General features: G+C 73.0%; 12 protein-coding genes and 1 pseudogene. 4 read left to right on the forward strand and 9 right to left on the reverse strand.

What is annotated here, in order from left to right; translation table 11 throughout:
- Positions 1-217: pseudogene (locus tag C7C46_RS36015) on the reverse strand (hypothetical protein); the annotation flags it as partial.
- A gap of 69 nt (positions 218-286) precedes the next feature.
- Entirely contained in the window at positions 287-778 is a 492-nt protein-coding gene (locus tag C7C46_RS27480; RefSeq protein WP_245985030.1) for an Lrp/AsnC family transcriptional regulator, read from the reverse strand.
- A 154-nt stretch (positions 779-932) separates the two neighbouring features.
- On the opposite strand from C7C46_RS27480, the gene C7C46_RS27485 reads away from it, so the two are divergent.
- Positions 933-2,579, forward strand: coding sequence for a PLP-dependent aminotransferase family protein (locus tag C7C46_RS27485; RefSeq protein WP_110672628.1), 1,647 nt, complete (start codon positions 933-935; stop codon positions 2,577-2,579).
- 7 nt (positions 2,580-2,586) lie between these two features.
- Here the strand turns inward: C7C46_RS27485 and C7C46_RS27490 are convergent, their stop codons facing one another.
- The 5 genes from C7C46_RS27490 to C7C46_RS27510 form a co-directional block, all read right to left on the reverse strand.
- The gene (locus tag C7C46_RS27490) at positions 2,587-3,597 is read right to left on the reverse strand and encodes a TIGR03842 family LLM class F420-dependent oxidoreductase (RefSeq protein WP_110672629.1); all 1,011 of its coding nucleotides are present in this window, start codon (positions 3,595-3,597) and stop codon (positions 2,587-2,589) included.
- 28 nt (positions 3,598-3,625) lie between these two features.
- Positions 3,626-5,026 carry a dihydropyrimidinase gene (gene hydA / locus C7C46_RS27495; RefSeq protein WP_110672630.1) on the reverse strand — a complete coding sequence of 467 codons (1,401 nt, stop codon included), beginning with the start codon at positions 5,024-5,026 and terminating at the stop codon, positions 3,626-3,628.
- Entirely contained in the window at positions 5,023-6,306 is a 1,284-nt protein-coding gene (locus C7C46_RS27500) for an aspartate aminotransferase family protein (protein WP_110672631.1), read from the reverse strand. The genes hydA and C7C46_RS27500 overlap by 4 nt, the downstream gene beginning before the upstream one ends.
- Positions 6,307-6,317: 11 nt before the next feature.
- Positions 6,318-7,166 (reverse strand): nitrilase-related carbon-nitrogen hydrolase, encoded by an 849-nt coding sequence (locus C7C46_RS27505; protein WP_110672632.1) that lies wholly within the window; start codon positions 7,164-7,166, stop codon positions 6,318-6,320.
- Positions 7,167-7,350: 184 nt separating this feature from the next.
- Entirely contained in the window at positions 7,351-8,256 is a 906-nt protein-coding gene (locus C7C46_RS27510) for a DMT family transporter (protein WP_181442558.1), read from the reverse strand.
- 215 nt (positions 8,257-8,471) lie between these two features.
- Here C7C46_RS27510 and C7C46_RS27515 point away from each other — a divergent pair, with 215 nt between their 5' ends.
- Positions 8,472-8,774, forward strand: coding sequence for an antibiotic biosynthesis monooxygenase family protein (locus tag C7C46_RS27515; RefSeq protein WP_181442559.1), 303 nt, complete (start codon positions 8,472-8,474; stop codon positions 8,772-8,774).
- 64 nt (positions 8,775-8,838) lie between these two features.
- Here C7C46_RS27515 and C7C46_RS27520 read toward each other — a convergent pair whose 3' ends face one another.
- The gene (locus C7C46_RS27520) at positions 8,839-9,750 is read right to left on the reverse strand and encodes a phosphatidylinositol-specific phospholipase C (RefSeq protein ID WP_110672634.1); all 912 of its coding nucleotides are present in this window, start codon (positions 9,748-9,750) and stop codon (positions 8,839-8,841) included.
- A 96-nt stretch (positions 9,751-9,846) separates the two neighbouring features.
- Between C7C46_RS27520 and C7C46_RS27525 the strand changes: the two genes are divergently transcribed.
- Positions 9,847-10,287 carry a pyridoxamine 5'-phosphate oxidase family protein gene (locus C7C46_RS27525; RefSeq protein ID WP_110672635.1) on the forward strand — a complete coding sequence of 147 codons (441 nt, stop codon included), beginning with the start codon at positions 9,847-9,849 and terminating at the stop codon, positions 10,285-10,287.
- A 71-nt stretch (positions 10,288-10,358) separates the two neighbouring features.
- Here the strand turns inward: C7C46_RS27525 and C7C46_RS27530 are convergent, their stop codons facing one another.
- Positions 10,359-10,682 (reverse strand): hypothetical protein, encoded by a 324-nt coding sequence (locus tag C7C46_RS27530; RefSeq protein ID WP_146259225.1) that lies wholly within the window; start codon positions 10,680-10,682, stop codon positions 10,359-10,361.
- 233 nt (positions 10,683-10,915) lie between these two features.
- On the opposite strand from C7C46_RS27530, the gene C7C46_RS27535 reads away from it, so the two are divergent.
- Positions 10,916-11,333: mycothiol transferase (locus C7C46_RS27535; protein ID WP_110672637.1), on the forward strand; the 418-nt coding region annotated here is incomplete at its 3' end.

Here is an 11,333-nt window from a genome sequence, read left to right on the forward strand (position 1 = left end):
CGCCCGGCGCGACCGCGGGCGGCGACGGGGGGAGTTGGTGGCGCTCGCCCGACAGGCCGTACCGGTCTCCCGGCGCGGAGGGGCTCGCCGCACCCGCCGAGGCCGACGGCGAGGGGGAGGGCGACAGCGGCGCCATGCTCCCGCTCGCCTGCTGCTGGCACCCCGTCAGGGCCAGCAGCAGGGCCACTGCCGCGCCCGCCCGTTTCACGTCCGTCACAGCTGGTCCAACGAGCGACGCGCCGTCAGGACCCGGGGCCGGCCGCCCCCGGTTGCCGCACCGCCCGGCTCACTGGCCCGGCAGCAGGCGGCGGCGGCCCGGGATCTGTTCGAAGATCAGGTTGGTCCGGGTCTGGGCGACGGCCGGATGCGTCGTCAGGTGGTCGACCACGAAGTCGCGCAGCGCCTCGGGGTGGGCGACGGCCACGTGCAGCAGGTAGTCGTCCGAGCCGGACATGTGGAAGACCGCCAGCACGCCGGGTAGTTCGGGCGCGTCGTTGCGGAAGCTCTCGTTCTGCTCCCGGGTGTGGGCGCGCAGCCGGACCGAGATCATCGCCTGCAGCGGCAGGCCGAGCGCGGCCGGGTCCACCTCGGCCCGAAAGCCCCGGATCACCCCGCGCTCGCGCAGCGTCCGCACCCGGGCCAGGCAGGTGGAGGCGGCGATGCCGACCGCATCGGCGAGGGCGTTGTTGGGGATCCGCGCATCCTCGGCCAACACGCGCAGGATGGCGCGGTCGGTGTCGTCGAGCGGGGTCCGGGCGGACTGCGGATTGTTCGGCACGGTACCCAGGATGAACCCTTGATCCGATGATCTGCAAGATTTTCGGGGGCATCGGTCGAATTATCTGCGGAAAGCTTCCGCTCAGTGAGGCATACGTTCCATCCTGACGGGGCTGTGCTGTCCACCACGGCCACCCCAGCGAACGAGGAGCGCCGTGAGCGTCATCGAGTCCCGTCCCGTGCTGCCGCGGCCCTCGGCCCCGCCGGCGGCGCCGAGCGCGCCCGCGGAGCCGGACGCCGCCGCCTTCGCGCTGCCGCCCGAGGGCCTGGACGACGACCAGCGCCTGCGGGCGCTCGACTCGATGGACCAGTACCTCAGCCGCAAGCGCCGCCACCTGCTCGGCTACCAGGCCACCCAGGACCTGGACCGGTACGCGCTGGACCTGGGCCGGTTCATGCGCAGCAACATCAACAACCTCGGCGACCCGTTCCAGAGCGGCGGCTACAAGCCCAACACCAAGAGCGTCGAGCGCGCGGTGCTGGACTACTACGCGCGGTTGTGGGGCGCGGACCGGCCCTGCGACCCGGCCGACCCGGAGTCCTGCTGGGGCTACGTGCTCTCGATGGGCTCCACCGAGGGCAACATGTACGCGCTGTGGAACGCCCGCGACTACCTGTCCGGCCGCCCGCTGATCGACCAGCCGGACAGCCCCGGGCTCCCGTTCCTGCCGGAGAACCCGAACGCCTACCGCCCGGTGGCCTTCTACTCCGAGGACACCCACTACTCCTTCGCCAAGGCGGTGCGGGTGCTCGGCGTGGCGACCTTCCACGAGCTCGGGCGCACCCAGTACCCCGGCCAGTGCCCGCCCGCCGTCGCGGTGGACGGCGACTGGCCCGCCGAGGTCCCCTCCCGTCCCGGGCCCTCCGGCCACAGCTGGGACGGCACCGGCGAGATCGACGTCGACGCGCTCGCCGAACTGGTCGAGTTCTTCGCCGCCAAGGGCCACCCGATCTTCGTCAGCCTGAACCTGGGCAGCACCTTCAAGGGCGCGCACGACGACGTGCGGGCGGTCGGCGAGCGGCTGCTGCCGGTCTTCGAGCGGCACGGCCTGCTGCGCCGCGAGGTCGTGCACGGCACCGACCCGCAGACCGGTGCGCCGCTGACCGACGAGCGGCGCGGCTTCTGGATCCACGTGGACGGCGCGCTCGGCGCCGGCTACGTCCCCTTCGTGCGGCTCGCCACGCAGGACCCCGGGCGGTACGGCTGGACGCCGGAGACGGTGCTGCCCGAGTTCGACTTCGGCCTGCGGCTGAGGGCCGCCGACGGCAGCGAGGTCGACCTGGTCTCCTCGATCGCGATGAGCGGGCACAAGTGGCCCGGCGCGCCCTGGCCGTGCGGGCTCTACCTCACCAAGGTCAAGTACCAGCTGGCCCCGCCGTCGCGCCCCGACTACACCGGCGCGCCGGACACCACCTTCGCCGGCTCGCGCAACGGCTTCTCGCCGCTGGTGATCTGGGACCACCTGGCCCGGCACTCCTACCAGGACCAGGTGGACCGGATCCGCAAGGCCCAGCAGCTGGCCGGCTACCTGGAGCAGCGGCTGCGGCTGCTCGAGCTGGAGACGGGCACCGAACTGTGGCCGGCCCGCACGCCCGGCGCCATCACCGTCCGGTTCCGCTGCCCGAGCCCCGAGCTGGTGGCCAAGTGGTCGCTCTCCTCGCAGGACGTGCTGACGGTCCCGGGCGAGGAGAGCAGCCGGCGCAGCTACGTGCACGTGTTCCTGATGTCCTCGGTGGACCGGGCCAAGCTCGACGCGCTCCTCGCCGACCTGGCCCGGGACCCGTACATCCTGGGCGTCTGAGGCCCGCTCAGAACCGCCCGATCACCTCGGCGCCGTACGCGTCGACGGTGGACTCGATCGCGTCGTGCATCGCGTAGACGGCGAACTGGTCCACACCCAGCTCGCGCAGCTGCGCCAGCTTGTCGCGGTGCGCCGCGGGCGGCCCGATCAGGCAGAACCGGTCCACGATCTCGTCCGGCACGAACGCGGTGTCGGGGTTGCCGGCCCGGCCGTGGTGCGCGTAGTCGTAGCCGTGCCGGTCCTTGATGTAGGCGGTCAGCGCCTCGGGGACCAGGTCGGAGTGCTCGCCGTAGTGGCGCACCAGGTCGGCCACGTGGTTGCCGACCATGCCGCCGAACCAGCGGCACTGCTCCCGGGCATGGGCCAGCGCGGCGGGGGAGTCGTCCGCCGTCACGTAGGCCGGCGCGGCCACGCAGACGGTGACCGAGGCCGGGTCGCGCCCCGCCTCGGCCGCCGCCCGGCGCACCGCCTTGACCATGTACTCGGTCAGGTACGGGTCGGCCAGCTGCAGGATGAAGCCGTCGGCCTGACGGCCGGTCAGCTCCAGCGCCCTCGGCCCGTAGGCGCCCATCCAGATCGGCAGCCGGCTCTCCTTGATCCAGGGCAGCTGCACCTCGGTGCCGTCCAGTACCGCGGAGCGGCCCTCGGCCAGCTCCTTGATCACCTGCATCGCCTCGCCGAGCCGGGCCAGCGTGGCCGGGCGGCGCCCGGCCACCCGCATCGCCGAGTCGCCGCGCCCGATCCCGCAGACCGTGCGGTTGCCGAACATCTCGTTCAGCGTGGCGAAGAGCGAGGCGGTCACCTCCCAGGTCCGGGTGGACGGGTTGGTGACCATCGGTCCGACCGTCAGCCGCTCGGTCTGCGCGAGGATCTGACTGTAGATCACGAACGGCTCCTGCCACAGCACGCAGGAGTCGAAGGTCCAGCCGTGGCTGAAGCCGGCCGCCTCGGCGCGGCGCATCCGCTCCACCAGCAGCCGGGCGGGCGGGTCGGTCTGGAGCACGAGCCCGATGTCCACGGGCAACCACCTATCGTCGGGGGAGGGTTCAGAGGTACTGGCAGGTGGCCCGGGTGAGGAACTGCCCGTGCCCGGCCCGGCCGAGCCAGCGGCCGTGGTCCAGCACCACGGTGCCGCGCGAGAGCACGGTGCGCACCCGACCGGTCACCTGGCGGCCTTCGTAGGCCGAGTAGTCCACGTTCATGTGGTGGGTGCTCGCCGACAGCACCTGCACCGTCTGCGGGTCGTACACCACCACGTCCGCGTCGGCACCCGGCGCGATGGTGCCCTTGCGCGGGTAGAGGCCGAACATCCGGGCCGGGGTGGCACAGGCGATCTCCACCCAGCGCCGGCGCGAGATCCGGCCCTCCACCACCGCCTGGTGCAGCAGGTCCATCCGGTTCTCCACCCCCGGCAGGCCGTTGGGGATCTTCGAGAAGTCGCCGCGCCCCAGCTCCTTCTGCCCGGTGAAGCAGAACGGGCAGTGGTCGGTGGAGACCACCTGAAGGTCGTTGGTGCGCAGGCCCCGCCACAGCTGCGCCTGGTGCTCGCGCGGGCGCAGCGGGGTCGAGCAGACGTACTTGGCGCCCGCGAAGTCCGGCTCGGCCAGGTTGTCGGTGGACAGGAACAGGTACTGCGGGCAGGTCTCGCCGAACACCGGCAGCCCCTGGTCGCGGGCGGCGGCCAGCTCCGCCAGCGCCGAGCCGGCCGAGACGTGCACCACGTAGAGCGGGGAGCCGGCCACCTGGGCCAGCTTGATCGCCCGGTGGGTCGCCTCCGCCTCCAGCAGCTCGCGCCGCACCTCGCCGTGGTAGCGCGGCTCGGTGTGCCCGGCGGCCAGCGCCTGGGCCACCAGCACGTCGATCGCCGGGCCGTTCTCGGCGTGCATCATGATCAGCGCGCCGGTGTGCGCGGCGGTCTGCATGGCCCGCAGGATCCGCCCGTCGTCGCTGTAGAAGACGCCCGGGTAGGCCATGAAGAGCTTGAAGGAGGTGGACTCGCCGGAGGCGGTGAGCAGCTCCATCTCCTTGAGCACCGCGTCGTTGACGTCGGCCACGATGGTGTGGAACCCGTAGTCGATCGCGCAGTTGCCCTCGGCCTTGGCGTGCCAGGCGTCCAGACCCTCGCGCAGCGCCCCGCCCATCGGCTGCACGGCGAAGTCCACGATGGTGGTGGTGCCGCCCCAGGCGGCCGCCCGGGTCCCGGTCTCGAAGGTGTCGGAGGCGCTGGTGCCGCCGAACGGCAGCTCCATGTGGGTGTGGGCGTCCACGCCGCCCGGGATCACGTACTGCCCGTGCGCGTCGATCACCGTCTCGGCCTGCCAGCCGGCCGCGGTGGAGCTGCCGGTGGCGGCCAGGGCGACGATCTTCTGGTCCTCGATCAGGACGTCCGCGTGCATCTCCTCGGCGGCCGTGACGACCAGGCCGCCGGTGATCAGGGTCCTGGTCACGCGCTCACCCGCCGCAGCGCCTCGATCAGCAGGTCGGCGCCCTCGCGGGCCTCCGCGTCGGTCAGCGACAGCGGCGGGGCGATCCGCAGAGTGTCGCCGGCCCGGCCGCCGCGGCCGATCAGCAGGCCCAGCTCGCGGGCGTGCTCGAGGGCGGCGCCGGCCGCCTGCGCGTCCGGCAGCGCGACACCGAGCATCAGTCCCTTGCCGCGCAGCGCGCGCACGACCGGCAGCTCGGCCTGCGCCAGCCGCTCGCGCAGCACGGCGCCGGTGCGCAGCGCGTTGCCCTGCAGGTCGTGCTTGAGCAGGTGGTCCAGGTTGGCCAGTGCGGCCGCGCAGGTGATCGGACTGCCGCCGAAGGTGGAGATGGAGTTGGCGTCCAGGCAGTCCATCACCTCGGCGCGGGCCACCACCCCGCCCATCGACATGCCGTTGGCGATGCCCTTGGCGAAGGTCAGCACGTCCGGCGGGCCGGCCTGGCCGTGCGCCTGCCACCCCCAGAAGTGCTCGCCGGTACGGCCCCAACCGGTCTGCACCTCGTCGCTGATCCACAGGATCCCGTGCCGCTGCAGCACCTCGCGGAAGGCGGCGAGCAGGCCGTCCGGACCGTGGGTGAAGCCGCCCACCCCCTGGATCGGCTCGGCGATCAGCGCCGCCACCGAGCCCTGCGCCTGGCCGAGCATCTCCTCCAGGTCGGCCACGCAGGCGGCGATGAACTCCGCGTCGGACAGCGCCGCGAACGGGCCGCTGTCGCGCACGCCGCCGTGCACGTACAGGGTCTGCAGGGGGGAGAGGCTGGTCGGCGACCAGGCCGCGTTGCCGGTGATGCCGATGGTGGAGAAGGACCGGCCGTGGTAGCTGTTGCGCAGCGCCAGCACCTGGTTGGAGCGGCGGTGGGCGGTGGCCAGCAGGAGCGCGGCGTCGTTCGCCTCGGTGCCGGAGGTGGTGAAGAACACCTTGGCGTCCGGGATGCCGGACAACTCGGCGATCCGCTCGGCCAGCTCCACCATCGGCGTGGACAGGTAGAGGGTGGAGGTGTGCAGGATCCGGCCCGCCTGCTCGCGCACGGCGGCGGTCACCTCGGGCAGCGCGTGCGCCGTCATGGTGGTCAGGATGCCGCCGAAGAAGTCCAGGTACCGGTTGCCCTCGGCGTCCCACACGTGCCGGCCCTCGCCGTGGGTCAGCTCGATCGGCTCGCGGTAGTAGGTGGCGAGCCAGGCGGGCAGCACCGCGCGGTGGCGGCGCAGCAGCTCGGCGGAGGTGGCAGGTTGAACGGTCGTCATCTGGCGGCTCCTCAGGCCTCGGTGAGCGGCCCGTAGGCCTCGGGACGGCGGTCGCGGTAGAACGCCCACTGCTGGCGGACCTGCTCGATCAGGCCGAGGTCCAGGTCGCGCACCACCAGCTCCTCCTCCTTGTCGGAGGCCGGGTCGCCGACGAACTGGCCGCGCGGGTCCACGAAGTAGCTGGTGCCGTAGAAGTCGTTGTCGCCGTACTCCTCGGTGCCGACCCGGTTGATCGCCGCCACGAAGTACTCGTTGGCCACCGCGGCGGCCGGCTGCTCCAGCTGCCACAGGTAGGCGGACAGGCCGCGGCTGGTGGCGGAGGGGTTGTAGACGATCTGCGCGCCCGCCAGGCCCAGCGCCCGCCAGCCCTCGGGGAAGTGCCGGTCGTAGCAGATGTAGACGCCCACCTTGCCGACCGCGGTGTCGAAGACCGGCCAGCCGAGGTTGCCGGGCTTGAAGTAGTACTTCTCCCAGAAGCCCTTGACCTGCGGGATGTGGTGCTTGCGGTACTTGCCGAGGTAGCTTCCGTCGGCGTCGATCACGGCGGCGGTGTTGTAGTAGACGCCGCTCTGCTCCACCTCGTAGACGGGCACCACGATGACCATGCCCAGCTCGGCGGCGAGCGCGCGCATCCGGGTGACGGTCGGGCCGTCCGGGACCGGCTCGGCCCAGCGGTAGTGCTCGGGCTCCTGCACCTGGCAGAAGTACGGGGCGTTGAAGACCTCCTGGAAGCCGATGATCTGCGCGCCGCGGGCCGCCGCCTCGCGGGCGTAGCGCTCGTGGAGCTCGATCATCGAGGACTGCTCACCGGTCCACCGGGTCTGCACCAGGGCGGCACGGACGATCTGCGACTGCGACATGGCATCGCTCCCTCGGGTCCTGGGTGTCCTTGCAGGCTCCCCCTGTGAAGGGCGGGCGAACCCCGACACCCTGTCAGCTCTCCCCGGCACCGGCGCGATTCCGGTGACAGACCGACGGTAGCCAGCCGGGCGGGGAAGGACGGGGCGGGTGCGCCGCCCTGCCGTCGCCAGGCACCCGGACGGGCTAAGGGCGCTCGCCCGTGCTGTCCTCGTCGCAGGCACCCTCGCCGTCCTCGGGGAGGTTGACGGACGGCATGGCGGGGTGGCGGCCCAGCACGACGACGCCGACCACCATCGCCGACAGCCCGGCCGCCTCCCAGGCCAGCGCGCCCGGGGTGACCTTCAGCCGGTCGCCGAGGAATCCCACCGCGCAGGCGATCCCGGCCAGCGGCTGGGCGGCGGTCAGCGCGGGCAGCGACATCCGCAGCGGCGCCGCCTCGAAGGCGCTCTGCATCAGCAGCAGGCCGATCGCGCCGAGCCCGACCACGGTGTACGGCTCCCACCGGTGCAGCAGGGAGGCCAGGCCGGTGCTGGTCGCGTGGCTGGCGGAGGCCCTGGTCAGCGCGTCCTGCAGCCCGTACAGCAGGCCCGCGGCCAGCGCCAGCACGGTGGCCTCCTCGAACAGCGGCAGGCGGCGGGCCAGGGAGACCAGCAGCAGGGCCAGGCCCGCGACGATCCCGAAGACCAGCCAGTGCCGCAGCTGGCCGGCCACCGCCCGCCCGCCCTGCGGGTCGCCGGCCAGGATGAACGCCGTCACGCCCACCCCCAGCAGCAGCACCCCGCCCCAGCCCGAACGGCCGAGGCGCTGGCGCGAGATCAGGCTGGCCAGCGCCATCGCGAAGACCAGGTTGCTGGTGAGCAGCGGCTCCACCAGCGACACCTGGCCGTAGCCGAGAGCGAGCGCGCTGAGCGCCAGGCCGACGATCATGATGGCGATCCCGCCGAGCCACTCCGGCATCCGCACCAGGTCCAGCAGCAGCCGCCAGCGCAGCAGGTCGGCGCGCGGGGCCTGCTGGGCCGCGTGCTGCTGCAGGACGAAACCCAGGCCCAGGCAGCAGGCGGCGCCCACCGCCAGTAGGACGACCGCCACGCAGGATCACCCAGCCGTCGTGTGGTCCGGTCGCGCCGGCCCCGATCCGGGTTCCGGCCCCGGCGGCACGGCGCGCGACTGGCCGTCAGCGTACCTCCGGCACCGGCGGGCGGAGCCCAGCCGCGGCCCGCTACGCGTGTCGCCACGCGTGTAGCCGCCGCGGTCCGACAATGGAGGGAGGGAGGACCGGCCGCCGCGAGGCGCGGGAGGTAGCGATGATCGTGCGAATCTGGGAGGCCCGGGTCGCCCCCACACTGGTCGCCGAGTTCTGCACCGTGCTGCGGACCCAGCTGATGCCCCAGCTCGACGGCCTCGACGGCTACCTCGGCGGCGAACTGCTCCGCTCGCTGCCCGACTCCACCCACCGGGTCCTGGTCGTCACCCGCTGGCGCGACGAGGAGGCGCTGCGCGCGTACGCGGGCCCCATGTGGTCCCTGCGCCCGGTCTGGTCCGACACCGAACAGGGGTACCTGGAGCACCCGCCGTCGGTGGCGCACTTCAGCGTGCTGAGCTCCTGACTGCGGGCTTCTGCTCCTTTGGGCTCCCTTGGGTCCCTCGGCCCCTATGGTCCCCTTTGGCCGCTCAGGCTCCGAAGTTCAACGCGTAGAGGGCGGCGGGGGAGGTCGGGGTGGCGAAGTCCATCGGGACGGTGCCCAGGACCGGGCGGGCGGAGTGGGGGAGGGCGCCGAGGTAGCCGGCCAGGCGGGGGTTGAGGGCGTCCGAGGCCTGCCGGGGCCACAGGCCCCAGCCGGAGGAGGAGGTGAAGGTGAGGAAGAGGCGCTGCGGGTCGGTGGCGGCGCGGGCGGCGTCCAGGTGGGCCGCGACCTCGGGCCACTTGCGGCCGGTGAAGTCGAAGATCGTGCCGATGTCGTAGTCGTCCTCGAGGTCGGTCAGCGGGCCGTTCCAGCCGATGCCCGGCAGGCCCCTGTTGTCGGCGAGCAGCACCACCCGGCCGCGCACCTCGCCGAGGGACGGGATCCGGTTCTGCGTCCAGAGCAGGCCGGGCCAGCGATTCTGGTAGTCGGCGAAGATCGCGGCGAAGTCGGTGTCGGAGACCGTGGAGTACTCCTGCTTCACCCGCATGAGCAGGGTCTCGCCCGGGTGCTGGGCCAGGAAGGCCTGGCAGTCGTTGAGCACGTCGCCGAAGAAGATGTTCTGGAAGAACTGGCTGTGGTGGATCGCGAACACGCCGTTGATCGCCCGGCAGCGGATGTCCAGGAACCGGATCCCGGCGGTCAGCTGGTCCGGGACGGAGAGGGTCTGGGTCTGGGTGATCGGGCCGCCGTAGAGCGAGCAGGTGTCGTGGGTGCCCGGCAGGGTCAGGCGGGCCAGCGGGGCGGCGTCGGGCAGCGCGGCCAGCCAGTCGGAGCCCGCGGGCACGGCGGCGGCCCGGGCCGCGGTGGGGGCGGTGAGGCCGAGCGCGGTGCCGGCGCCCAGGGCGAGGGCGGTGCGGGTGAAGTCGCGGCGGGTGAGCTGACGGGTGCTCAGAGCCATGGTGCTGCCCCCTGGTTGGTCGGCCTGCGGTCACGTTGGCATGGCCATTATCGGGGCGGCAGGCCGGGACGGGAAGACGGTGCGTAGGCTGGGCCGATGACCGACACCGCACAGCCTGCCGTCCCCGCCGTCCCTGCCTTCACCCCCGAGTTCCTGGCGTTCTGGACGGAGCGGCACATCTGCACCCTGACCACGCTGCGGGCGGACGGCTCCCCGCACGTGGTGCCGGTCGGGGCCACCTACGACCCCGGGACCGGCATCGCCCGGGTGATCACGGACGGGGACAGCCGCAAGGCCCGCCACGTGGCCGCCGCCGGGGCGGCGGGGGCGCGGGTGGCGCTGTGTCAGGTGGACGGCGGCCGCTGGGCCACCCTGGAGGGGCGCGCCGTGCTGCGCCGGGAGCCGGCGGTGGTGGCGGACGCGGAGGAGCGGTACGCGCAGCGCTACCGGACGCCGCGGGTGAACCCGAACCGGGTGGTCATCGAGATCACCGTCACCAAGGGCCTGGGACGCGGCGTGAGCCCGGCGGCCCGCTAGGACCGGCTTCTTGGCTCTGGCGGGTGCGCTGGGCCGGGTATCCGGGCCGGAAGCACGGACGAGACCCGGCCCTAGAAGCGGGCTGCCGCCTCGCGCAGGCCGCGCAGGACGGTGGGCTCGATGCCCAGGATCCGGGCCCGGACCAGGACCGGGTGGGTACGGACCGCGTCGGCCGCCCGCACGTAGCACTCCCAGCGCCGGTCGAACTCCGCCTGCTCCCCCGTGCCCCAGGTGCAGCGCTCCACCGCCTGCCACGGCTGCGGGTACTCGGCGCGCCGGCGGTCGCGCACCGCGAGTGCGTAGTCGCCGACCGCCCGATCGGCGGCGAGCAGGGTCTGCTGCAGGACGATCAGGTCGAGGGGGAGGGAAAGGGACGGACTCGAAGCGGAGAACACGCTGACCACCGTAGACAACCTGACTGACAATCACCTGACTCCGACTCGACTACCACTCGACCGCGTACGGACTCTGCGAGGTCGGGCGAGCGGAAAGTCGGACCCGTCGACTTCCGCCGACGGTCCCAGCAGCTCAGGCCGCGTAGAGCGCCGTCAGCCGGGGGAGCCGGCGGCCGGCTCGGTCAGCGAGCACGGACAGGCCGGCTGTCGGTGGCGTGGACCAGACTCGGGGCATGACCGACATCCCTGCCGAGAACCTGTCCCCGTCCTGGCCCGCGGCCCTGGACACCCGCGAGCCGCTGCCGCGGGTCGGCGAGGAGCGGGAGCTGTTGACGGCGTTCCTGGACTGGCATCGGGCCACCTTCGAGCTCAAGCTCACCGGCCTGGCGGCCGAGCAGGTGGCGCAGCGGAGCGTGGCGCCGTCCGGGCTGAGCCTGCACGGGCTGGTGCGGCACCTGGCCGGGGTGGAGCGGTGGTGGTTCGCGCTCCAGTTCGCGGGGGAGCAGCTGCCGCTGCTCTACTACACCGACGAGCAGCCGGACCTCGACTTCGACTTCGCCGCCGCGGGTGTGGACCTGGCGGCCGACCTCGCGGTGTGGCGCGCCGAGTGCGCCCGCTCCCGGGCGATCGTGGCGGCCGCCCCCCCGCTGG

This window comes from Streptomyces tateyamensis, assembly GCF_003205575.1.
In the GTDB taxonomy this organism is placed as follows: domain Bacteria; phylum Actinomycetota; class Actinomycetes; order Streptomycetales; family Streptomycetaceae; genus Kitasatospora; species Kitasatospora tateyamensis.